Origin of the sequence: Actinotalea alkalitolerans (assembly GCF_023369855.1) — a bacterium.
Lineage (GTDB): Bacteria > Actinomycetota > Actinomycetes > Actinomycetales > Cellulomonadaceae > Actinotalea.
Window position 1 is genome coordinate 296945 of record NZ_JAMBPP010000002.1, and the last position, 19732, is coordinate 316676.

The window sequence follows — 19732 nt, forward strand, 5'->3', positions numbered from 1 at the left end:
GCTACTTGCGTCCGGCCTTCTTCTTGCCGGCCACGGTGCGCTTCGGACCCTTGCGGGTGCGGGCGTTGGTCTTGGTCCGCTGACCGCGCACGGGCAGACCGCGGCGGTGCCGGATGCCCTCGTAGCTGCCGATCTCGACCTTGCGACGGATGTCCGCTGCGACCTCGCGGCGGAGGTCACCCTCGAGGCGGTAGCTGCCCTCGAGGTGCTCGCGCAGCGCGAGGAGCTCGGCGTCGCCGAGGTCCTTGACGCGCAGGTCCGGGCTGATGCCCGTTGCTGCCAGCGTCTGCTGGGCGCGGGTACGGCCGACGCCGTAGATGTAGGTGAGCGCAACCTCGAGCCGCTTGTCGCGGGGAAGGTCGACGCCGACGAGACGTGCCATGTGTCACTGACTCCTGTACTGCTCGGAGGTCCTCCGCACGGCCCTCCCGCTGATGCGGGCCCCGGCCTCCGACCGGGGGTGGCGTCCTGATACGGCCCCGAGGGGCCGTGGCCAGGATGCTGACCGTGCGCTGGTGGCAGACCACCGTGCGGTGGTGTGCCGTGGTCGACTGTCGACCTGCTGCTGCCCGGCCGAGACCGGGACGCCAGGGCTCAGCCCTGGCGCTGCTTGTGCCGCAGGTTGTCGCAGATGACCATGACGCGACCGTGCCGGCGGATCACCTTGCACTTGTCGCAGATCTTCTTGACGCTGGGCTTGACCTTCATGCTCGTTCCTCCGCCGCCGCACGCGCGCACGAGCGTGCGACGTCGGCAGTGTTGTTCGGTCCGTCGGGGTGGACTACTTGTAGCGGTAGACGATCCGGCCACGGGACAGGTCGTACGGGCTCAGCTCCACCACCACGCGGTCCTCGGGGAGGATCCGGATGTAGTGCTGCCGCATCTTGCCCGAGATGTGCGCGAGAACCCGGTGACCGTTCGCCAGCTCGACGCGAAACATCGCGTTCGGCAGGGCCTCGACCACGCTGCCCTCGATCTCGATGACACCGTCCTTCTTCGCCATATCCTCCGCTAACTCTCTGGGACATCTTCTGATCCACCCCGCGCCACGACCGCCCCGTGGAGGAGCAGGTCGTGAGGTGCAGTGGATTGACGTGCGCTCCGTGGCTGCCCGAAGGCAGTCGGCGGAGCACACCCAACGGACAATCCTACGCCATGGACGGGCTCACCGGAAACCAGGTGCTCGCCGTCCTTCAGTCCAGCGGGACGACGGTGACACCGAGCGCGGCGAGAGCCTGCGCGCCGCCGTCGGCCGCCGTGAGCACCCAGATGCCCTGCGGCCCGATGGCCACCGTGTGCTCCCAGTGCGCGGCTCGCGACCCGTCAGCCGTCACGACCGTCCAGTCGTCCTCGAGCACCTGGGTCATCCGCGAACCACGGGTGAGCATCGGCTCGACCGCGACGCACAGACCGGGCTTGATGCGCGGCCCCTTCTCGCGGGTCCGGTAGTTGAGCACCTCGGGAGGCTGGTGCATCGCGCTCCCGATGCCGTGACCCACGTACTCCTGGACGATGCCGTACTCGTGGCCCGAGGCGTCCACGACGTCCTCGACGGCCTCGCCGACCGCACCGAGCCGTTCGGCCGTCGCGAGAGCCGCGATGCCGGCCCACATGGTGCGTTCGGTCACGTCGCTGAGCTCGACGTCGGCGGGGTCCGCCTCGGGCAGCACCGTCGTGAACGCGGCGTCGCCGTGCCAGCCGTCGACGATCGCACCGCAGTCGACCGACACCACGTCTCCCGGTTCGAGGACCCGGTCCCCCGGGATGCCGTGGACGATCTCGTCGTTGACCGAGACGCAGATCGTGGCCGGGTACCCGTGGTAGCCGAGGAAGGACGAGGTCGCGCCATGGTCGGCGATCACCTGGGCCGCGACGCCGTCGAGGTTCCCGGTGGTCACGCCTGGCCGTGCGGACTCGCGCACCGCAGCGTGGATCTGGGCCACGACGAGCCCAGCCCGTCGCATCACCAGGATCTGCTCGGTGGTCTTGTACTCGATCCGTTCGCGCCCGAACACGTGCTCTCCTCGGTCAGGCGTCCTGGTCGAGGACCGCGAGCAGGCGCTCGGTCACCTCGTCCACGGACCCCAGGCCGTCGACCTGCACCAGCAGCCCGCGCTGGGCGTACACCGCCGCGACCGGGGCGGTCTGCTCGGCGTAGACGTCCATGCGGTGACGGATCACCGGTTCGGTGTCGTCCTCGCGTCCCTCGACCTGCGCACGCTGGAGAAGCCGGGCCACCACGGCGTCGACGTCCACGGTCAGCTCCACGGCGACCTGCACATCCTGTCCGCGCGCCGCGAGCAGGGTGTCGAGCTCCTCGACCTGGGCGACGTTGCGCGGGTACCCGTCGAGCAGGAAGCCGTCCGTGACGTCCTGGTGGGTCAGGCGGTCGGCCACCATCGCGTTGGTGACGGAGTCCGGCACGAGCGCGCCGCGCGAGGTGTACTCCTGCACGGTGCGACCCAGCTCCGTCCCGCCCGAGATGTTCGCCCGGAACAGGTCGCCGGTCGAGATCGCCGGGATCGCGAGATGCTCGGCGATCCGTGAGGCCTGCGTCCCCTTGCCCGCCCCGGGGGGGCCGAGCAGGACGATACGTCGGCGGGTCACCGCAGGAACCCTTCGTAGTGCCGCTGCTGCAGCTGGGACTCGATCTGCTTGACGGTCTCCAGGCCGACGCCGACGACGATCAGGATCGAGGCACCGCCGAAGGGAACGTTCGCTCCCACGTCCAGGATGATGAAGACGATCGTCGGGATCAGGGCGACAGCCGCCAGGTACACCGACCCCGCGGCAGTGATCCGCGAGATCACGTAGTCGAGGTACTCGGCGGTCGGCCGACCGGCCCGGATGCCCGGGATGAACCCGCCGTACTTCTTCATGTTGTCGGCGACCTCGTCCGGGTTGAACGTGATGGCCGTGTAGAAGTACGCGAAGAAGATGATCAGGATGACGTAGAGCACCAGGTGCAGCGGGGCCTCGGGCCGGGCGACGTAGCGGCTGACCCAGATCACCCACTCCTGGGACTGGTCGCCGAACTGCGCGGCGAGGCCCGGGATCGCCAGCAGCGACGAGGCGAAGATGACCGGGATGATGCCCGCCATGTTGATCTTGATCGGGATGTAGGTGCTCGAGCCACCGAACATCTTGCGACCGACCATCCGCTTGGCGTACTGCACCGGGATGCGCCGCTGGGACTGCTCGACGAAGACCACCAGGGCGATCACCAGCAGGATCACGACCATGACGATGGCGAAGTTGGTGGCACCGTTCGCGCCGCCGGCGATCGACCACATCGCACCCGGGAAGGTCGCCGCGATCGAGGTGAAGATCAGCAGCGACATGCCGTTGCCGATCCCCCGCTCGGTGATCAGCTCGCCGAGCCACATGATCAGTGCGGTACCCGTGGTCATCGTGACCACCATGAGCAGGATCGTCGCGACGCTGTCGTTGGGGATCACCGGGACGGCGCAGCCGGGGAACAGGTTCCCGCTGCGAGCCACCGTGATGATCGTGGTCGACTGCAGGATCGCCAGACCGATGGTCAGGTACCGCGTGTACTGCGTGAGCTGTGCGGTGCCCGACTGGCCCTCCTTGTGCAGGGCCTCGAAGCGAGGGATGACCACTCGCAGGAGCTGCACGATGATGCTCGCCGTGATGTACGGCATGATCCCGAGCGCGAACACCGAGAGCTGGAGCAGGGCACCACCGCTGAAGAGGTTCACCAGGCCGAGCAGCGAGTTCGCCTCGTCGATCTGGGAGACACACTGCTGGACGTTGCCGTAGTCGACCCCGGGGGTCGGGATGAACGACCCGACCCGGAAGATCGCCATGATGGCCATCGTGAACAGCAGCTTGCGCCGCAGGTCGGGCGTCCGGAACGCCCGCACGAATGCGCTGAGCACTAGTCCTCCTGCTCCGCCCGGGGGCGGTCTCGCATGGTGCCGGGGAGCCGGCTGAGCGGGGTTCCCACCCGCGATGGGACCGAGGGGAACCCTAGCCGAGATCGCGACCGGGACGACACAAGAGGCCGGGTCGCATCGCGGCCCGGCCTCTTGGGTCGATCAGTCCTCGGAGACGGATCCGCCCGCTGCAAGGATCTTGTCCTTGGCGGAGGCGGAGTACGCGTGCACGGCCACCGAGAGCTTGACGTCGAGCTCACCGGTACCGAGCACCTTGACGGGCTTGCCCTTGCGGACGGCCCCCTTGGCGACCAGGTCCTCGACGGTCACCTCACCGCCCTTGGGGTAGAGCGCCGTGAGGGTGTCGAGGTTGACCACCTGGAACTCGACGCGGAACGGGTTCTTGAACCCGCGCAGCTTCGGCAGGCGCATGTGCATGGGCATCTGCCCACCCTCGAACCGCTCGGGGATCTGGTAACGAGCCTTCTGGCCCTTGGTCCCCCGACCGGCGGTCTTGCCCTTGGACGCCTCGCCGCGACCCACGCGGGTCTTGGCGGTGTGCGCACCCGGGGCCGGACGCAGGTGGTGCAGCTTGACGATGCCACCGGCCCCCTCGGCGGGCGCCTTCTTCTTGGCGGGCGAGGCCGCAGCCTTGGTGCTCGACGCCTTCGCGCCGGACTCCTTGGCCGCGGGGGCGTCAGCAGCAGCCTTGGCTGCAGGCTTCTTCTCCGCCGCTGCCTTGGTCGCGGGCTTGTCCGCAGCCTTGGCCGCAGGCTTCTTGTCCGCCGCAGCCTTGGCCGCAGGCTTCTTCTCCGCCGCAGCCTTGGTCGCGGGCTTCTTCGCAGCCGAGGCCTTCTCAGGCTTCTCGGCCGGCTGGGTGTCCTTCGTGTCTGCCATGGTCAGTCGACCTCCTCGACGGCGACGAGATGTGCCACCGTGACGACCATGCCGCGGATCTCAGGCCTGTCCTCCTTGACGACGACGTCGCCAATGCGCTTGAGGCCGAGGGTCCGCAGCGTGTCGCGCTGGTTCTGCTTGCCGCCGATGGCGGACTTGGTCTGGGTCACCTTGAGGCGCGGCATCAGGCACCTGCCTTCGCTGCAGCGATGCCGGCCGCACGCGACCGGAGCATCGGTGCCGGGGCGACGTGCTCGAGCGGCAGCCCACGACGAGCGGCCACGGCCTCGGGCTCCTCGAGCCCACGCAGGGCTGCGACCGTCGCGTGCACCACGTTGATGGCGTTGGTCGAGCCCATCGACTTGGAGAGCACGTCGTGGATCCCGGCGCACTCCAGCACGGCACGCACCGGACCGCCGGCGATCACACCGGTACCCGGCGACGCGGGGCGCAGGAAGACCACGCCGGCCGCTGCCTCACCCGTGATGGGGTGCGGGATGGTGCCCTGGATGCGCGGGACGCGGAAGAAGCTCTTCTTGGCCTCCTCGACACCCTTCGCGATCGCAGCGGGCACCTCCTTGGCCTTGCCGTAGCCGACACCCACGGTGCCGTCGCCGTCGCCGACCACCACGAGGGCGGTGAAGCTGAAGCGCCGACCGCCCTTGACGACCTTGGACACCCGGTTGATGGTGACCACGCGCTCGACGAATGCGCTCTTCTCGGCAGCGTCTCCGCGGCGTCCGCCACCGTCACGGCGGCCGCCGTCACGACGGTCACCGCCGCCGGCGGCACCGCCGCCGGCCTGTGCGCCGGTGTTGCTGCGCTGAGGTGCAGCCATCAGTAGTTCCTCTGCTTCCGTACGGACTGGACTCGGGTGGCGGTCACAGCGTCAGACCGCCTTCGCGGGCGCCGTCGGCCACGGCCGCGACCCGGCCGTGGTACTTGTTCCCACCGCGGTCGAAGACGACCGCCTCGATGCCGGCAGCCTTGGCGCGCTCGGCGATCAGCTCACCGACGCGACGCGCCTTGGCGGACTTGTCGGCGTCGAGCGCCCGCAGGTCCGCCTCGAGGGTGGATGCGGACGCCAGGGTGCGACCGACGGAGTCGTCGACGACCTGCGCGACCATGTGCCGCGCGGACCGGGTGACGACCAGACGCGGACGCACGGTCGTGCCGACCACCTTCTTGCGAAGGCGGAGGTGACGACGGGCCCGGGCGACAGCCTTGCCCTTACCTCGGATCGTGAGTGCCACGTTACTTACCAGCCTTTCCGGCCTTGCGGCGGACAACCTCGCCGGCGTAGCGCACGCCCTTGCCCTTGTAGGGCTCGGGCTTGCGGATCTTGCGGATGTTCGCGGCGACCTCGCCGACCTGCTGCTTGTCGATCCCGCTGACCGAGAACCGTGTGGGGCCCTCGACGGCGAAGCTGATGCCCGCAGGGGCGGTCACGTGCACCGGGTGGCTGAACCCGAGAGCGAACTCGAGGTCCGCTCCCCGGGCGGTCACGCGGTAACCGGTGCCGACGATCTCGAGCTTCTTCTCGTAGCCCTCGGTGACGCCGGTGACGAGGTTCGCCAGCAGCGTGCGGGTCAGGCCGTGCAGTGAACGCGAGGCACGCTCGTCGTCCGGACGGGCGACCACGAGGGTGCCGTCCTCGCCACGGGTGACCGCGATGGGGTTCGGGATGGTGTGCGTGAGCGTGCCCTTGGGACCCTTGACGGTCACGAGGGCACCGTCGATGCTGACGTCCACGCCGGCCGGGACCGGGACGGGGACCTTGCCGATTCGAGACATGGCTCTCTCCTCTCGGTGCTCGGGTTACCAGACGTAGGCGAGGACTTCCCCACCCACGCCCTTCTTGGCGGCCTGCTTGTCGGTGAGCAGTCCGGAGGACGTGGACAGGATCGCCACACCCAGACCGCCCAGGACCTTGGGCAGGTTGGTCGACTTGGCGTACACACGCAGGCCCGGCTTGGACACGCGGCGCACACCGGCGAGCGAACGCTCGCGGTTGGGGCCGAACTTGAGCTGGATCGTCAGGCTCTTGCCCACGGTTGCGTCCGCGACGCTCCAGCCGGCGATGTAGCCCTCCGCCTCAAGGATCTCAGCGATGTGAGACTTGAGGTTGGAGAACGGCATCGTCACCGAGTCGTGGTACGCAGAGTTTGCGTTACGCAGACGTGTCAACATGTCTGCGATCGGGTCAGTCATCATCGGGCTCGCACCCTTCCTCGCCGGGGTATCCCCACGCATCCGCGTCGGGGACCTGCGGCGTAGTTGTTACCAGCTGCTCTTGGTCACGCCGGGAAGCTCGCCGCGGTGCACCATCTGGCGCACGCAGATACGGCACAGCCCGAACTTGCGGTACACCGAGTGCGGGCGACCGCACTTCTGGCACCGGGTGTAGGCACGCACGCCGAACTTCGGCTTCCGCGCCGCCTTCTGGATCAGGGCAGTCTTCGCCATGTCAGTTGTTCTCCTTGAAGGGGAAGCCCAGACGGCGGAGCAGCGAGCGGCCCTCGTCGTCGGTGGTCGCCGTCGTCACGATGGTGATGTCCATGCCACGAACCCGGTCGGTACGGTCGGGGTCGATCTCGTGGAACATCACCTGCTCGGTCAGGCCGAAGGTGTAGTTGCCACGCCCGTCGAACTGCTTGGGCGAGAGCCCGCGGAAGTCACGGATGCGCGGCAGCGCGAGCGAGACGAGGCGGTCGGTGAACTCCCACATCCGGTCACCACGCAGGGTGACGTGGGCACCGATGGGCATGCCCTCGCGCAGCTTGAACTGCGCGATGGACTGACGCGCCTTGGTGACCTGCGGCTTCTGCCCGGTGATCGCGGTGAGGTCCTTGATGGCCCCCTCGATCAGCTTCGAGTCGCGCGCGGCCTCGCCGACGCCCATGTTGACGACGACCTTGGACAGTCGCGCCACCTGGTTGACGTTGGCGTGCCCGAACTCCTCACGCAGGCCGGGGACGATCTCCTCGGCGTAGCGCAGCTTGAGCCGGGGGACGACCGCGGTCGTGGTCTCGGTGGTGGTCTCGGTGCTCATCAGATGTCCTTACCGGAGCGCTTGGCCACCCGGACCCGGACGGTGCGCTGACGCCCGTCACGCTCGATCTCCTCGGTGCGGTACCCGACCCGGGTGCCCTTCTTGGTCTCCGGGTCGACCAGCATGACGTTGCTGACGTGGATCGGTGCCTCGACGCTCTCGATGCCACCGGTCCGCGAACCGCGGTTGGTCTGGCCCGCCTTGACGTGCTTGGTGACACGCTGCACGCCCTCCACAATGAGACGGTCGGAGTCCTTGAGGACCTCCAGCACGCGTCCCTGCTTCGAACGGTCGCGGCCTGAGATGACGACGACGAGGTCGCCCTTCTTGATCTTGGCCATGGTCAGAGCACCTCCGGAGCCAACGAGATGATCTTCATGAACTTCTTGTCGCGCAGCTCGCGGCCCACCGGGCCGAAGATGCGGGTCCCACGAGGCTCGCCGTCACCCTTGAGGATCACGGCAGCGTTCTCGTCGAACTTGATGTACGAACCGTCCGGACGTCGGCGCTCCTTGGTGGTGCGCACGATGACAGCCTTGACGACGTCGCCCTTCTTGACGTTGCCGCCGGGGATGGCGTCCTTGACGGTCGCGACGATGACGTCGCCGATACCGGCGTAGCGACGTCCGGAACCGCCGAGAACACGGATGCAGAGAATCTGCTTCGCTCCCGTGTTGTCGGCGACCTTCAGTCGCGACTCCTGCTGGATCATCTACCTACTCCTGTCGTCTGCTGGTTCTCGCACCGCTTCTCGCAAGCGAGCCTGGCCGAACGGATACGTGTGGTGACTTCGGTGCCTCGTCGGACGGTGTCCGGCGAGGCCACGCCGTCCTACTTCGCCTTGTCCAGGATCTCCACCACGCGCCAGCGCTTGGTGGCTGACAGCGGGCGGGTCTCCATGATCAGGACAAGGTCGCCCGTGCCGGCCGCATTGGCCTCGTCGTGCGCCTTGACCTTGCTCGTGCGTCGCAGGACCTTGCCGTAGAGCGGGTGCTTGACCCGGTCCTCGACCTCGACCACGACGGTCTTGTCCATCTTGTCGCTGACCACGTAGCCGCGCCGCGTCTTGCGGTAGCCACGGGAGTCGGCGTCGGACGGCTTGGTCGCCTCGGGGGCGTTCGTCTCAGTGTTGCTCATGTTGACCTCTCGCTCACTCAGCGCTGGGGCTGGGTGCGGTACGGATGCCGAGCTCACGCTCACGCAGGATCGTGTAGATCCGTGCGATGTCGCGACGAACGGCCTTCAGACGCCCGTGGCTCTCCAGCTGGCCGGTGGCCGACTGGAACCGGAGGTTGAACAGCTCCTCCTTGGCCTTCTTCAGCTCGGCGACGAGCGCGTCGTCGTCCATGCCGTCCAGCTCGACCGGAGCGAGCTCCTTCGACCCGATAGCCATCAGCTGCCACCACCCTCGCGTGCCACGAAGCGGCACTTCATCGGGAGCTTGTGCATCGCACGGCGCATCGCCTCACGGGCGAGGGGCTCCGGCACGCCGGCGAGCTCGAAGAGCACGCGACCCGGCTTGACGTTGGCGATCCACCACTCAGGGGAACCCTTACCGGAACCCATGCGGGTCTCCGCCGGCTTCTTGGTCAGCGGGCGGTCCGGGTAGATGTTGATCCAGACCTTGCCACCACGCTTGATGTGGCGGGTCATGGCGATACGAGCAGCCTCGATCTGCCGGTTGGTGACGTAGGCGGGCTCGAGAGCCTGGATGCCGTACTCACCGAACGCGATCGTGGTGCCACCGGTCGCCTGGCCCGAGCGCGACGGGTGGTGCTGCTTGCGGTGCTTCAGCCTGCGCGGGATCAGCATGCTCAGGCCTCCGTTCCGGTCTCAGCGGCCGCGCCGGTCGAGGCCGGGGCCTCAGCAGGCTGGGCCGGCGCCTCGGCAGGAGCCTCGGTGCGCTCGGGACGACGCGGTGCACCGCCACGGGCGGGCCGGTCGGCACGAGGACCGCGAGGGGCACGCGGGCCGGCTGCTGCCTGCTCGCGAGCGAACTCCTTCTCGGTCATGTCGCCCTTGTAGATCCAGACCTTGACGCCGATGCGGCCGAACGTGGTCCGGGCCTCGTAGAAGCCGTAGTCGATGTTCGCCCGGAGCGTGTGCAACGGCACACGGCCCTCGCGGTAGAACTCCGAACGGCTCATCTCCGCACCACCGAGGCGGCCCGAGCACTGGACACGGATGCCCTTGGCCCCGGCACGCTGGGCGGACTGCATGCCCTTGCGCATCGCACGACGGAAGGAGACACGGCTCGCGAGCTGCTCGGCGATGCCCTGGGCGACCAGCTGTGCCTCGATCTCGGCGTTCTTGACCTCGAGGATGTTCAGCTGGACCTGCTTGCCCGTGAGCTTCTCGAGCTCGCCGCGGATGCGGTCCGCCTCGGCGCCACGCCGTCCGATGACGATGCCGGGCCGCGCGGTGTGGATGTCGACACGGACGCGGTCACGCGTCCGCTCGATCTCGACCCTCGCGATGCCGGCCCGCTCGAGCCCGGTGGACATGAGCTTACGGATCTGGACGTCCTCGCGGACGTAGTCGCGGTACCGCTGCCCCGGCTTGGTGCTGTCGGCGAACCACCGCGACCGGTGGTCGGTGGTGATGCCGAGACGGTACCCGTGCGGGTTGACCTTCTGTCCCACTATCGGGTCCTCTCCTTCTTCTCGACCGGAGCGACGACCACGGTGATGTGGCTCGTCCGCTTCAGGATCTGGCTCGCACGGCCCTGCGCACGGGGCCGGAACCGCTTGAGGGTCGGGCCCTCGTCGACGTATGCCGCCTGGACGACGAGCGTCGAGACGTCGAACGCCTCGTTCGCACGATCGGCCTTGACGCGGGCGTTGGCGATCGCACTCTCGACCACCTTGCGGACGGTCTCCCCCGCGGCCTGCGGCGCGAACTTCAGCGTCGCGACGGCCTCCTCGGCCTGCTTGCCACGGATGAGGTCCACGACGCGCCGGGCCTTCTGGGGCGTGACACGGACGAACCGTGCCTGCGCCTTGGCTTCCATTGCTGTCCTGCCTTCTTGTGTCGTCATGTCGAAGAACTGCCGCTCACGGGGGTGTCGTCACTGACCGAGGTCAGCGACGACGCCCCTTGCGGTCGTCCTTCTCGTGGCCGCGGAACGTCCGCGTCGGGGCGAACTCGCCGAGCTTGTGGCCGACCATCGACTCGGTCACGAAGACCGGGACGTGCTTGCGGCCGTCGTGGACGGCGAAGGTGTGGCCGAGGAAGTCCGGCGTGATCATCGAGCGCCGGGACCAGGTCTTGATGACCGTCTTGGCACCGGCCGCGTTGTGAGCGTCGACCTTCTTCTGGAGGTGCCCATCGACGAAGGGGCCCTTCTTCAGGCTGCGTGGCATCTGTCAGGCTCCTTCTCAGCGCTTCTTGTTCTTGCCGGACCGGCGACGGCGGACGATCAGCTTGTCGCTCGGCTTGTTCGGACGGCGGGTGCGTCCCTCGGCCTGGCCCCAGGGGCTCACCGGGTGACGACCACCAGAGGTCTTGCCCTCGCCACCACCGTGAGGGTGGTCGACCGGGTTCATGGCGACACCACGGACGGAGGGGCGCTTGCCCTTCCACCGCATGCGGCCGGCCTTGCCCCAGTTGATGTTGGACTGCTCGGCGTTGCCGACCTCGCCGACCGTCGCACGGCAGCGCAGGTCGACGTTGCGGATCTCGCCGGACGGCAGGCGGAGCTGCGCGTACGGACCGTCCTTGGCGACCAGCTGCACCGACGCACCGGCCGAACGGGCCATCTTCGCGCCGCCACCGGGCTTGAGCTCGATCGCGTGGATGACGGTACCGGTGGGGATGTTGCGCAGCGGCAGGTTGTTGCCGGGCTTGATGTCCGCGGACGCACCGTTCTCGATGACGTCGCCCTGCTTGAGCCTGTGCGGCGCGATGATGTAGCGCTTCTCGCCGTCGGCGTAGTGCAGGAGCGCGATGCGCGCGGTGCGGTTGGGGTCGTACTCGATGTGCGCGACCTTGGCCGGCACGCCGTCCTTGTCGTGACGACGGAAGTCGATCACCCGGTAGGCGCGCTTGTGCCCGCCGCCCTGGTGACGCATCGTCACCCGGCCGGTGTTGTTGCGTCCACCGGTCTTGTGCAACGGGCGGACGAGCGACTTCTCCGGCTCGGAGCGCGTGATCTCGACGAAGTCGGCAACGCTGGAGCCGCGGCGTCCGGGCGTCGTCGGCTTGTACTTACGGATTCCCATGAAGGTCAGTCCTCAATCTGTCTCGTCGGTCCGGCGTCAGCCGACCGGTCCGCCGAAGATGTCGATGGTTCCCTCGCGCAGCGTGATGATCGCGCGCTTGGTGTCCTTGCGCTTGCCCAGCCCGAACTTGGTCCGCCGCGTCTTGCCCTTGCGGTTGACCGTGTTGACGGACGAGACCTTGACGCCGAAGACCTGCTCGACCGCGATCTTGATCTCGGTCTTGTTGGCCCGGGGGTCGACCACGAAGGTGTACTTGCCCTCGTCGAGAAGGTTGTAGCTCTTCTCGGAGACGACCGGCGAGATCAGGATGTCGCGCGGGTCCTTGTTCACGGTGGTCACTTCGTCTCCTCCGTGTCGAGGGCGTCTGCCTCGGTCGAGGTCGCGACGGCCTTGGCCGAGCGACCGGACGTGGGCCGCGCGAGGAACTCCGCGAGGGCGCCCTGCGTGAACACGACGTCGTCAGACATCAGCACGTCGTAGGTGTTGAGCTGGTCAGCGAGCAGCAGGTGGACCTGCTCGGCGTTGCGCAGCGACTTCCAGCTCGCCTGGTCCGCCCGCTCGAGCACCACGAGGACGTGGCGGCGCGAGGAGATGGTGGCCAGGGTCTGGATCGCCGTGCTGGTCGACGGCACACCGCCCTCGAGCGAGAAGCTCGAGACGACGTGCACCCGACCGGCGCGAGCGCGGTCGGACAGGGCCCCGCGCAGCGCGGCGGCCTTCATCTTCTTGGGCGTCCGCTGGCTGTAGTCACGCGGCTTGGGGCCGTGCACGACGCCACCGCCGGCGAACTGAGGAGCGCGGGTCGAACCCTGACGGGCGCGGCCGGTGCCCTTCTGCTTGTAGGGCTTGCGCCCACCACCGCGGACCTCGCCGCGGGTCTTGGTGCTGTGCGTGCCCTGCCGAGCTGCGGCGAGCTGCGCGACCACGACCTGGTGGATCAGCGGGACGTTCGTCTGGACGTCGAACACCTCGGCAGGAAGCTCGGTGGTACCGGCCTTCTTGCCCGTGGCGTCGACGACGTCGATGGTCAGCGTGGTCATCCGACTCACACCCCCTTCACGGCGGTACGCACGAGGACGACGCCGCCCTTGTTACCGGGGACCGCGCCCTTGACGAGCAGCAGACCCCTCTCGGCGTCGACCGCGTGAACGGTCAGGTTCTGGGTGGTCTGACGGTCGTGACCCATCCGACCGGCCATCTTCATGCCGCGGAAGACCCGCGACGGCGTGGAAGCGCCGCCGATCGAGCCGGCCTTGCGGTGGTTGCGGTGCGCACCGTGCGAGGCGCCGACGCCGTGGAAGCCGTGACGCTTCATCACGCCCGCCGTGCCCTTGCCCTTGGTCGTCCCTGTGACGTCCACGAGCTGACCGGCGGTGAACGCCTCAGCGGTGATCTCCTGACCGAGCGAGTACTCGCTCGAGTCGGAGGTGCGGACCTCGGCGACGTGACGACGCGGCGTGACGCCGGCCTTCTCGAAGTGACCCTTGAGAGGCTGGCTCACCTTGCGCGGGTCGATCGGGCCGTAGGCCAGCTGGACGGCTGCGTAGCCGTCCGCGTCCTGCGACCGGACCTGGGTCACCACGTTGGTGCCCACCTGCACGACGGTGACCGGGACGAGGCGTCCGGCCTCGTCCCACACCTGGGTCATGCCGAGCTTGGTGCCGAGCACAGCGGTGATCGGCTTGATGTTCTGGGGAAGCGTGGTCATCGTGATCTCCTCCGCAGCCTCAGAGCTTGATCTCGATGTTCACGTCCGCCGGCAGGTCGAGACGCATGAGCGAGTCAACCGCCTTCGGCGTGGGATCGATGATGTCGATGAGGCGCTTGTGTGTGCGCATCTCGAAGTGCTCGCGGCTGTCCTTGTACTTGTGAGGCGACCGGATGACGCAGAACACGTTCTTCTCCGTCGGCAGCGGCACCGGGCCCACGACCGTTGCACCAGCGCGTGTCACCGTGTCGACGATCTTGCGCGCCGAGCTGTCGATGACCTCGTGGTCGTAGGACTTGAGCCGGATGCGGATCTTCTGTCCCGCCATGGCGTCGTCTGACTCTCTCTCTCGAACCGCTAGCTGTCCGACCCCCGCACTCGGGCGTGTCGCACTTGGCGACATACCCACGCGCTGCGCACCAGGACGGTACGAGGTCGTTGGATGCTGTGTGGACCACTCGCGCCCCGAAGGGCGACTACCGGTCCTCAACGTCTGTCATACGTGGCTGCCGGCCTATGCAGCGCTTCGCTCCCAGGCGCTCCGAGGAGCTACCTGCACGAGCCGCACCGGCATCGGGCAACCTGAACAGTGTGCCAGACGATCCCCGCGAATACCAATCGCGCTCTCGTCGGGCTCCTGCGGCCCTCCGTCACCGGGCATGAGGCCGGGGACGGAGGTCGAACGACATGGCGAGGGCCCGGGCAACAGCTGCCCGGGCCCTCGCGCAGGTCACTTCAGGATCTTCGTCACCTTGCCGGAGCCGACGGTCCGACCACCCTCACGGATGGCGAAGCCGAGGCCCTCCTCCATGGCGATCGGCTGGATCAGCTCGACCGACATCTCGGTGTTGTCCCCGGGCATGACCATCTCGGTGCCCTCAGGCAGCGTGATGACGCCGGTGACGTCCGTGGTGCGGAAGTAGAACTGGGGACGGTAGTTCGAGTAGAACGGGTTGTGACGCCCGCCCTCGTCCTTGGCCAGGATGTAGACCTGGGCCTCGAAGTCGGTGTGCGGGGTGATCGAGCCCGGCTTCACGACGACCTGGCCGCGCTCGACGTCCTCACGCTTGATGCCGCGGAGCAGGAGGCCACAGTTCTCGCCGGCCCACGCCTCGTCCATCTGCTTGTGGAACATCTCGATCCCGGTGACCGTGGTCTTCTGCGCCGGGCGGATGCCGACGATCTCGACCTCGGAGTTGATCGCGAGCTTGCCGCGGTCGACCTTGCCGGTCACGACGGTGCCACGGCCCGTGATGGTGAAGACGTCCTCGATCGGCATGAGGAACGGCTTGTCCATGTCACGCACCGGCTCGGGGACCGACTCGTCGACCGCGTCGAGCAGCTCCTGGACCGAGGCGGTCCAGGTCGGGTCGCCCTCGAGGGCCTTGAGGCCGGAGACCCGGATGACGGGGACGTTGTCGCCGTCGAAGCCCTGCGCCGAGAGCAGCTCACGGACCTCGAGCTCGACGAGCTCGAGGATCTCCTCGTCGTCGACCATGTCGGACTTGTTGAGCGCGACCAGCAGGTAGGGCACGCCGACCTGGCGGGCGAGCAGGACGTGCTCACGCGTCTGGGCCATCGGTCCGTCGGTGGCCGCCACGACCAGGATCGCGCCGTCCATCTGCGCCGCACCCGTGATCATGTTCTTGATGTAGTCGGCGTGACCAGGCGCGTCGACGTGCGCGTAGTGGCGCTTCTCGGTCTGGTACTCGACGTGCGCGATGTTGATCGTGATACCGCGCTGCTTCTCCTCGGGCGCCTTGTCGATCTCGTCGAACGGCGTGAAGGGGTTCAGCTCGGGGTACTTGTCGTGCAGCACCTTCGAGATCGCAGCGGTCAGCGTCGTCTTGCCGTGGTCGACGTGACCGATGGTCCCGATGTTGACGTGCGGCTTGGTCCGCTCGAACTTGGCCTTCGCCACTGGGGTCCTCCTCGGACTCGGGTAGTTGTGCCGAACGATGCAGGTGCCGGTTGACTCCTGCGGGGCGTTGCGGTCGCTACAGGTTGATGGTTGTACTGCTGGTGTCGACCTGTGGGACTACTCGCCCCGGGTCTTCTTGATGATCTCCTCGGCAACGTTACGAGGAACCTCGGAGTAGCTGTCGAACTGCATCGAGTACACCGCGCGACCCTGGGTCTTGGACCGCAGGTCACCGACGTAGCCGAACATCTCGGAGAGCGGCACGAGGGCCGTGACGACCTTGACGCCCGTCGCGTCCTCCATCGCCTGGATCATGCCACGACGGGAGTTGATGTCGCCGATGACGTCACCCATGTACTCCTCGGGGGTACGCACCTCGACGGCCATGACCGGCTCCAGGAGGACGGGGTCCGCGCGGCGGACCGCCTCCTTGAGGATCATCGAGCCGGCGATCTTGAACGCCATCTCCGAGGAGTCGACGTCGTGCGCGGCACCGTCGAGCAGCGTCGCCTTGATGCCCACGAGCGGGTAGCCCGCCAGGACACCCAGGCCCATCGCGCTCTGGATACCAGCATCGACCGACGGGATGTACTCGCGAGGGACGCGGCCACCGGTGACCTTGTTCTCGAACTCGTACAGCTCGCCCTCGGCGGGGTCCAGCGGCGCGAAGGTCATCTGCACCTTGGCGTACTGGCCCGAGCCACCGGTCTGCTTCTTGTGGACGTAGTCGATCTTCTCGACCGTCCGACGGATGGTCTCGCGGTAGGCCACCTGCGGCTTGCCGACGTTGGCGTCGACCTTGAACTCGCGCCGCATGCGCTCGACCAGGATGTCCAGGTGCAGCTCGCCCATGCCGGCGATCTCGGTCTGGCCCGTGTCCTCGTTGAGCGAGACCCGGAAGGTCGGGTCCTCCTCGGCGAGCTTCTGGATGGCCAGGGAGAGCTTCTCCTGGTCACCCTTCGTCTTGGGCTCGATCGCGACCGTGATGACCGGCTCGGGGAAGGTCATCGACTCGAGGACGATCCGGTGGGCCGGGTCGCACAGGGTGTCCCCCGTGGTGACGTCCTTGAGGCCGATGAAGGCGTAGATGTGGCCGGCCGTGGCGTCCTCGACCGGGTTCTCCTTGTTGGAGTGCATCTGGAAGAGCTTGCCGATGCGCTCCTTCTTGTCCTTGGTCGCGTTGTAGACCTGCGCGCCCGAGGAGACCTGACCGGAGTACACCCGGACGTAGGTCAGCTTGCCGAAGAACGGGTGCGAGGCGACCTTGAAGGCCAGCGCGGCGAACGGCTCGGACGACTTCGGCTCACGCCGCAGGATCTTCTCCTCGTCACCGATCACGTGGCCCTCGACCGCCGGGACGTCCAGAGGGGACGGCAGGTAGTCGATGACGGCGTCGAGCATGGGCTGCACGCCCTTGTTCTTGAACGCCGAGCCGCACAGGATCGGGAAGGCCTCGCCCGAGAGCACGAGCGCCCGGATGCCCTTCTTGATCTCGGCGATCGTCAGCTCCTCGCCACTGAGGTACTTCTCGAGCAGCGCCTCGTCGGTCTCGGCGACGGCCTCGACGATCGCTGCCCGGTACTCCGCGGCCTGCTCGACCATGTCGGCCGGGATCGCCTCGGTCGAGTACTCCTCGCCGAGCGCGGTCTCGCCGCGCCAGACCAGTGCCTTCTCCTCGATCAGGTCGATGACACCGATGAAGTCGCCCTCGGCGCCGATCGGCAGCTGGATCGGCAGCGGCTTGGCCTTCAGCCGGTCGACGATCGTCTTGACCGTGAAGTAGAAGTCCGCACCGAGCTTGTCCATCTTGTTGACGAAGCAGATGCGCGGGACCTCGTACTTGTCCGCCTGGCGCCACACCGTCTCGGACTGGGGCTCGACACCCTCCTTGCCGTCGAAGACCGCGACGGCACCGTCCAGCACGCGCAACGACCGCTCGACCTCGACCGTGAAGTCGACGTGGCCGGGCGTGTCGATGATGTTGATCTGGTTGTCCTTCCAGTAGCAGGTCGTCGCGGCGGACGTGATCGTGATGCCGCGCTCCTGCTCCTGCTCCATCCAGTCCATCGTCGACGCACCGTCGTGCGTCTCACCGATCTTGTAGTTGACCCCGGTGTAGAACAGGATCCGCTCGGTGGTGGTCGTCTTGCCGGCGTCGATGTGCGCCATGATGCCGATGTTGCGGACCTTGTTCAGGTCGGTCAGCACGTCGAGTGCCACGGTGTGTTGCCCCTCTTGTCGGAGTCGCGGTCTGGACTACCAGCGCGGTGTTACCAGCGGTAGTGCGCGAACGCCTTGTTCGACTCTGCCATCTTGTGCATGTCCTCGCGACGCTTGACCGCGGCACCCAGGCCGTTGCTCGCGTCGAGGATCTCGTTCATGAGGCGCTCCGTCATCGTCTTCTCACGACGGGCACGGGAGTAGTCCACGAGCCAGCGCAGGGCGAGGGTGGTCTGACGGACCGGACGCACCTCGACAGGGACCTGGTAGGTGGCGCCACCCACGCGGCGCGAACGCACCTCGAGGGAGGGGCGCACGTTCTCCAGGGCGCGCTTGAGGACGACGACGGGGTCGCCACCGGTCTTGTCCCGCGCGCCCTCGAGGGCGCCGTAGACGATCGACTCGGCGACGGACTTCTTGCCGTCCATGAGGACCTTGTTGATCAGCTGTGTGACGACCGGCGACCCGTAGACGGGGTCGATGATCAGCGGCCGCTTCGGGGCCGGACCCTTACGAGGCATCAGCTCTTCTCCTTCTTGGCGCCGTAGCGGCTGCGGGCCTGCTTACGGTTCTTGACGCCCTGCGTGTCGAGTGCCCCGCGCACAATCTTGTAGCGCACACCGGGGAGGTCCTTCACACGGCCACCGCGCACGAGCACGATGGAGTGCTCCTGCAGGTTGTGACCGACGCCCGGGATGTACGCCGTGACCTCGATCTGGCTCGAGAGCTTGACTCGGGCGACCTTGCGGAGCGCCGAGTTCGGCTTCTTCGGGGTGGTGGTGTAGACGCGGGTGCACACACCGCGCCGCTGCGGGCTGCCCTTGAGGGCCGGCGTCTTGGAGGACGTCGTCTTGGACGTCCGTCCCTTGCGCACGAGCTGCTGAATCGTGGGCACTGCGTCTCCGTGTCTTCTCGGTCGTGCTCGACGTTCTCTGGTCAACCGGACGGGTCGCCCGGCCATGAGGTCCGGCACCTGCCGGACCTGGTGTCTTTCGTCCTGCTCCCGACCCCCGCACCCGGGTGTGTCGCCCCACCTGAGCGCAGCACCGCCCGCCAGACGTTCCTGGACGGAGGGACCGCACGGAGATGGCATCGCCACCCGTCACCGATTCTGAGGGCCATCATCCGGTACTTCTGGGTGACGACTCGCACACGGTGCACGCGCGAGGGCCCGACGGCGCGGGCACGGTGTCCAACGTTACCTGGCGTCCGGTGCGCCGTCAAAGCGGGCTCGGGCCGGTGCGCGACGGACCGCTCTCGCCGTCGCCCCGGCCGGGCGCACCTCGGTCGACGAGGATCCAGGCCGCTGACCTGCTCGCCCCGTCGGCGCCACGGCGCTGGTTCGCGACCCGACGGACCCCTCCTCCGGGTGTTCGACGGTGGCCCCCTGCGCAGCACAGCCCGCCACGGGCACCGCTACGGGCACCGCTACGGCGCGAAGGGCTCTCACTCGGGCAGGATCCAGACCGTCGAGGTGTCCGAACCCGGTTCACCTGACCGGTCCTGCGCCAGGACGATGTCGACCACCTCGAAGGTGAGGTCGCCGAAGGTCGCAGCCTCCCCCAGAGCGACCCGCCCCCCCTGGGCGGCCGAGCCCTCGGCCCCGCCCACGACCGAGATCGCGGCGCTGCCCTCCCGGATGTTGGAGGCGACGACTGTCACGTCACCCACCGACGTCGGTTGGTTCTGCACCAGGGCGACCGCGCCCTCGGGTCGGTCCACGGGGTCCTCCTGGGTGGTGCAGCCCGCGACGAGCGCGCCGAAGCAGAGGGCGAGCAGGGCGATCCCCGCGCCGGTCGTCGAACGCACGCGCGA

32 protein-coding genes are annotated in these 19732 nt (G+C 67.9%); all 32 read right to left on the reverse strand.

The annotated features are described in order from the left end of the window. Window position 1: 1 nt before the first annotated feature. The 32 genes from rpsM to M1R94_RS03320 all read right to left on the reverse strand — a co-directional run bounded on the left by rpsM (window position 2) and on the right by M1R94_RS03320 (window position 19726). Entirely contained in the window at window positions 2-382 is a 381-nt protein-coding gene (gene rpsM / locus M1R94_RS03165; RefSeq protein ID WP_249380214.1) for a 30S ribosomal protein S13, read from the reverse strand. Between the two features lie 212 nt (window positions 383-594). After that, a complete protein-coding gene (gene rpmJ, locus M1R94_RS03170; protein ID WP_003956441.1) occupies window positions 595-708 on the reverse strand; it encodes a 50S ribosomal protein L36 in 114 nt (37 codons plus the stop codon). Between the two features lie 73 nt (window positions 709-781). Then, complete coding sequence (gene infA / locus M1R94_RS03175; protein WP_024286981.1) at window positions 782-1003, reverse strand: translation initiation factor IF-1; 222 nt, start codon at window positions 1001-1003, stop codon at window positions 782-784. A gap of 190 nt (window positions 1004-1193) precedes the next feature. Continuing rightward, the gene (gene map, locus M1R94_RS03180) at window positions 1194-2015 is read right to left on the reverse strand and encodes a type I methionyl aminopeptidase (RefSeq protein ID WP_249380215.1); all 822 of its coding nucleotides are present in this window, start codon (window positions 2013-2015) and stop codon (window positions 1194-1196) included. A 13-nt stretch (window positions 2016-2028) separates the two neighbouring features. Further along, window positions 2029-2607, reverse strand: coding sequence for an adenylate kinase (locus tag M1R94_RS03185; RefSeq protein ID WP_249380216.1), 579 nt, complete (start codon window positions 2605-2607; stop codon window positions 2029-2031). Further along, window positions 2604-3902 (reverse strand): preprotein translocase subunit SecY, encoded by a 1299-nt coding sequence (gene secY / locus M1R94_RS03190; protein WP_249380217.1) that lies wholly within the window; start codon window positions 3900-3902, stop codon window positions 2604-2606. Before secY ends, M1R94_RS03185 begins: the two co-directional genes overlap by 4 nt. Before the next feature lie 159 nt (window positions 3903-4061). Beyond that, entirely contained in the window at window positions 4062-4796 is a 735-nt protein-coding gene (gene rplO / locus M1R94_RS03195) for a 50S ribosomal protein L15 (protein ID WP_249380218.1), read from the reverse strand. 2 nt (window positions 4797-4798) lie between these two features. Beyond that, a complete protein-coding gene (gene rpmD, locus M1R94_RS03200) occupies window positions 4799-4981 on the reverse strand; it encodes a 50S ribosomal protein L30 (RefSeq protein ID WP_249380219.1) in 183 nt (60 codons plus the stop codon). After that, window positions 4981-5634: a 30S ribosomal protein S5 gene (gene rpsE / locus M1R94_RS03205; protein ID WP_249380220.1), complete on the reverse strand. Its 654-nt coding sequence runs from the start codon at window positions 5632-5634 to the stop codon at window positions 4981-4983. The genes rpmD and rpsE overlap by 1 nt, the downstream gene beginning before the upstream one ends. 43 nt (window positions 5635-5677) lie before the next feature. Then, complete coding sequence (gene rplR / locus M1R94_RS03210; RefSeq protein ID WP_249380221.1) at window positions 5678-6049, reverse strand: 50S ribosomal protein L18; 372 nt, start codon at window positions 6047-6049, stop codon at window positions 5678-5680. A gap of 1 nt (window position 6050) precedes the next feature. After that, window positions 6051-6590, reverse strand: a complete 540-nt coding sequence (gene rplF, locus M1R94_RS03215; protein WP_249380222.1) for a 50S ribosomal protein L6 — start codon at window positions 6588-6590, stop codon at window positions 6051-6053. A gap of 24 nt (window positions 6591-6614) precedes the next feature. Then, entirely contained in the window at window positions 6615-7007 is a 393-nt protein-coding gene (gene rpsH, locus M1R94_RS03220; RefSeq protein ID WP_249380291.1) for a 30S ribosomal protein S8, read from the reverse strand. Window positions 7008-7076: 69 nt separating this feature from the next. Then, window positions 7077-7262, reverse strand: coding sequence for a type Z 30S ribosomal protein S14 (locus M1R94_RS03225; RefSeq protein WP_249380223.1), 186 nt, complete (start codon window positions 7260-7262; stop codon window positions 7077-7079). A gap of 1 nt (window position 7263) precedes the next feature. Then, a complete protein-coding gene (rplE, locus tag M1R94_RS03230; protein WP_249380224.1) occupies window positions 7264-7848 on the reverse strand; it encodes a 50S ribosomal protein L5 in 585 nt (194 codons plus the stop codon). Then, window positions 7848-8189 (reverse strand): 50S ribosomal protein L24, encoded by a 342-nt coding sequence (rplX, locus tag M1R94_RS03235; RefSeq protein ID WP_249380225.1) that lies wholly within the window; start codon window positions 8187-8189, stop codon window positions 7848-7850. Before rplX ends, rplE begins: the two co-directional genes overlap by 1 nt. A gap of 2 nt (window positions 8190-8191) precedes the next feature. Next, window positions 8192-8560, reverse strand: a complete 369-nt coding sequence (gene rplN / locus M1R94_RS03240) for a 50S ribosomal protein L14 (RefSeq protein ID WP_182112032.1) — start codon at window positions 8558-8560, stop codon at window positions 8192-8194. A gap of 119 nt (window positions 8561-8679) precedes the next feature. Next, on the reverse strand, window positions 8680-8985 hold the full coding sequence (gene rpsQ / locus M1R94_RS03245) for a 30S ribosomal protein S17 (RefSeq protein ID WP_249380226.1): 306 nt from the start codon (window positions 8983-8985) through the stop codon (window positions 8680-8682). 13 nt (window positions 8986-8998) lie between these two features. Beyond that, window positions 8999-9241, reverse strand: coding sequence for a 50S ribosomal protein L29 (gene rpmC, locus M1R94_RS03250; protein ID WP_283252807.1), 243 nt, complete (start codon window positions 9239-9241; stop codon window positions 8999-9001). Further along, on the reverse strand, window positions 9241-9660 hold the full coding sequence (gene rplP / locus M1R94_RS03255; RefSeq protein WP_249380227.1) for a 50S ribosomal protein L16: 420 nt from the start codon (window positions 9658-9660) through the stop codon (window positions 9241-9243). The genes rpmC and rplP overlap by 1 nt, the downstream gene beginning before the upstream one ends. 2 nt (window positions 9661-9662) lie before the next feature. Continuing rightward, window positions 9663-10490: a 30S ribosomal protein S3 gene (gene rpsC / locus M1R94_RS03260; RefSeq protein ID WP_249380228.1), complete on the reverse strand. Its 828-nt coding sequence runs from the start codon at window positions 10488-10490 to the stop codon at window positions 9663-9665. Continuing rightward, complete coding sequence (gene rplV, locus M1R94_RS03265) at window positions 10490-10858, reverse strand: 50S ribosomal protein L22 (RefSeq protein WP_249380229.1); 369 nt, start codon at window positions 10856-10858, stop codon at window positions 10490-10492. The genes rpsC and rplV overlap by 1 nt, the downstream gene beginning before the upstream one ends. Before the next feature lie 70 nt (window positions 10859-10928). Further along, the gene (gene rpsS / locus M1R94_RS03270; RefSeq protein WP_249380230.1) at window positions 10929-11210 is read right to left on the reverse strand and encodes a 30S ribosomal protein S19; all 282 of its coding nucleotides are present in this window, start codon (window positions 11208-11210) and stop codon (window positions 10929-10931) included. Window positions 11211-11225: 15 nt separating this feature from the next. Next, the gene (rplB, locus tag M1R94_RS03275; RefSeq protein ID WP_249380231.1) at window positions 11226-12068 is read right to left on the reverse strand and encodes a 50S ribosomal protein L2; all 843 of its coding nucleotides are present in this window, start codon (window positions 12066-12068) and stop codon (window positions 11226-11228) included. Between the two features lie 36 nt (window positions 12069-12104). Continuing rightward, entirely contained in the window at window positions 12105-12407 is a 303-nt protein-coding gene (rplW, locus tag M1R94_RS03280; RefSeq protein ID WP_249380232.1) for a 50S ribosomal protein L23, read from the reverse strand. Continuing rightward, on the reverse strand, window positions 12404-13108 hold the full coding sequence (rplD, locus tag M1R94_RS03285; protein WP_249380233.1) for a 50S ribosomal protein L4: 705 nt from the start codon (window positions 13106-13108) through the stop codon (window positions 12404-12406). Before rplD ends, rplW begins: the two co-directional genes overlap by 4 nt. A 5-nt stretch (window positions 13109-13113) precedes the next feature. After that, window positions 13114-13776: a 50S ribosomal protein L3 gene (rplC, locus tag M1R94_RS03290; RefSeq protein WP_249380234.1), complete on the reverse strand. Its 663-nt coding sequence runs from the start codon at window positions 13774-13776 to the stop codon at window positions 13114-13116. Between the two features lie 19 nt (window positions 13777-13795). Further along, the gene (gene rpsJ / locus M1R94_RS03295) at window positions 13796-14104 is read right to left on the reverse strand and encodes a 30S ribosomal protein S10 (RefSeq protein WP_012867945.1); all 309 of its coding nucleotides are present in this window, start codon (window positions 14102-14104) and stop codon (window positions 13796-13798) included. A gap of 402 nt (window positions 14105-14506) precedes the next feature. Next, complete coding sequence (gene tuf / locus M1R94_RS03300; protein WP_249380235.1) at window positions 14507-15697, reverse strand: elongation factor Tu; 1191 nt, start codon at window positions 15695-15697, stop codon at window positions 14507-14509. A gap of 117 nt (window positions 15698-15814) precedes the next feature. Further along, window positions 15815-17917, reverse strand: a complete 2103-nt coding sequence (gene fusA / locus M1R94_RS03305) for an elongation factor G (protein ID WP_249380236.1) — start codon at window positions 17915-17917, stop codon at window positions 15815-15817. Between the two features lie 50 nt (window positions 17918-17967). Further along, window positions 17968-18438, reverse strand: coding sequence for a 30S ribosomal protein S7 (gene rpsG, locus M1R94_RS03310; protein ID WP_249380237.1), 471 nt, complete (start codon window positions 18436-18438; stop codon window positions 17968-17970). Further along, window positions 18438-18812, reverse strand: a complete 375-nt coding sequence (gene rpsL, locus M1R94_RS03315; protein ID WP_249380238.1) for a 30S ribosomal protein S12 — start codon at window positions 18810-18812, stop codon at window positions 18438-18440. Before rpsL ends, rpsG begins: the two co-directional genes overlap by 1 nt. 551 nt (window positions 18813-19363) lie before the next feature. Next, a complete protein-coding gene (locus tag M1R94_RS03320) occupies window positions 19364-19726 on the reverse strand; it encodes a hypothetical protein (RefSeq protein ID WP_249380239.1) in 363 nt (120 codons plus the stop codon). Between the last annotated feature and the right edge of the window lie 6 nt (window positions 19727-19732).

Coding starts and splice junctions, on each gene's coding strand:
- rpsM (WP_249380214.1), bottom strand. CDS start 382: ATGGCACGTCTCGTCGGCGTCGACCTTCCCCGCGACAAGCGGCTCGAG.
- rpmJ (WP_003956441.1), bottom strand. CDS start 708: ATGAAGGTCAAGCCCAGCGTCAAGAAGATCTGCGACAAGTGCAAGGTG.
- infA (WP_024286981.1), bottom strand. CDS start 1,003: ATGGCGAAGAAGGACGGTGTCATCGAGATCGAGGGCAGCGTGGTCGAG.
- rplO (WP_249380218.1), bottom strand. CDS start 4,796: ATGGCAGACACGAAGGACACCCAGCCGGCCGAGAAGCCTGAGAAGGCC.
- rpmD (WP_249380219.1), bottom strand. CDS start 4,981: ATGCCGCGCCTCAAGGTGACCCAGACCAAGTCCGCCATCGGCGGCAAG.
- rpsE (WP_249380220.1), bottom strand. CDS start 5,634: ATGGCTGCACCTCAGCGCAGCAACACCGGCGCACAGGCCGGCGGCGGT.
- rplF (WP_249380222.1), bottom strand. CDS start 6,590: ATGTCTCGAATCGGCAAGGTCCCCGTCCCGGTCCCGGCCGGCGTGGAC.
- rpsH (WP_249380291.1), bottom strand. CDS start 7,007: ATGACTGACCCGATCGCAGACATGTTGACACGTCTGCGTAACGCAAAC.
- M1R94_RS03225 (WP_249380223.1), bottom strand. CDS start 7,262: ATGGCGAAGACTGCCCTGATCCAGAAGGCGGCGCGGAAGCCGAAGTTC.
- rplE (WP_249380224.1), bottom strand. CDS start 7,848: ATGAGCACCGAGACCACCACCGAGACCACGACCGCGGTCGTCCCCCGG.
- rplX (WP_249380225.1), bottom strand. CDS start 8,189: ATGGCCAAGATCAAGAAGGGCGACCTCGTCGTCGTCATCTCAGGCCGC.
- rplN (WP_182112032.1), bottom strand. CDS start 8,560: ATGATCCAGCAGGAGTCGCGACTGAAGGTCGCCGACAACACGGGAGCG.
- rpsQ (WP_249380226.1), bottom strand. CDS start 8,985: ATGAGCAACACTGAGACGAACGCCCCCGAGGCGACCAAGCCGTCCGAC.
- rpmC (WP_283252807.1), bottom strand. CDS start 9,241: ATGGCTATCGGGTCGAAGGAGCTCGCTCCGGTCGAGCTGGACGGCATG.
- rplP (WP_249380227.1), bottom strand. CDS start 9,660: ATGCTGATCCCGCGCAGGCTGAAGCACCGCAAGCAGCACCACCCGTCG.
- rplV (WP_249380229.1), bottom strand. CDS start 10,858: ATGGAAGCCAAGGCGCAGGCACGGTTCGTCCGTGTCACGCCCCAGAAG.
- rpsS (WP_249380230.1), bottom strand. CDS start 11,210: ATGCCACGCAGCCTGAAGAAGGGCCCCTTCGTCGATGGGCACCTCCAG.
- rplB (WP_249380231.1), bottom strand. CDS start 12,068: ATGGGAATCCGTAAGTACAAGCCGACGACGCCCGGACGCCGCGGCTCC.
- rplD (WP_249380233.1), bottom strand. CDS start 13,108: ATGACCACGCTGACCATCGACGTCGTCGACGCCACGGGCAAGAAGGCC.
- rplC (WP_249380234.1), bottom strand. CDS start 13,776: ATGACCACGCTTCCCCAGAACATCAAGCCGATCACCGCTGTGCTCGGC.
- rpsJ (WP_012867945.1), bottom strand. CDS start 14,104: ATGGCGGGACAGAAGATCCGCATCCGGCTCAAGTCCTACGACCACGAG.
- rpsG (WP_249380237.1), bottom strand. CDS start 18,438: ATGCCTCGTAAGGGTCCGGCCCCGAAGCGGCCGCTGATCATCGACCCC.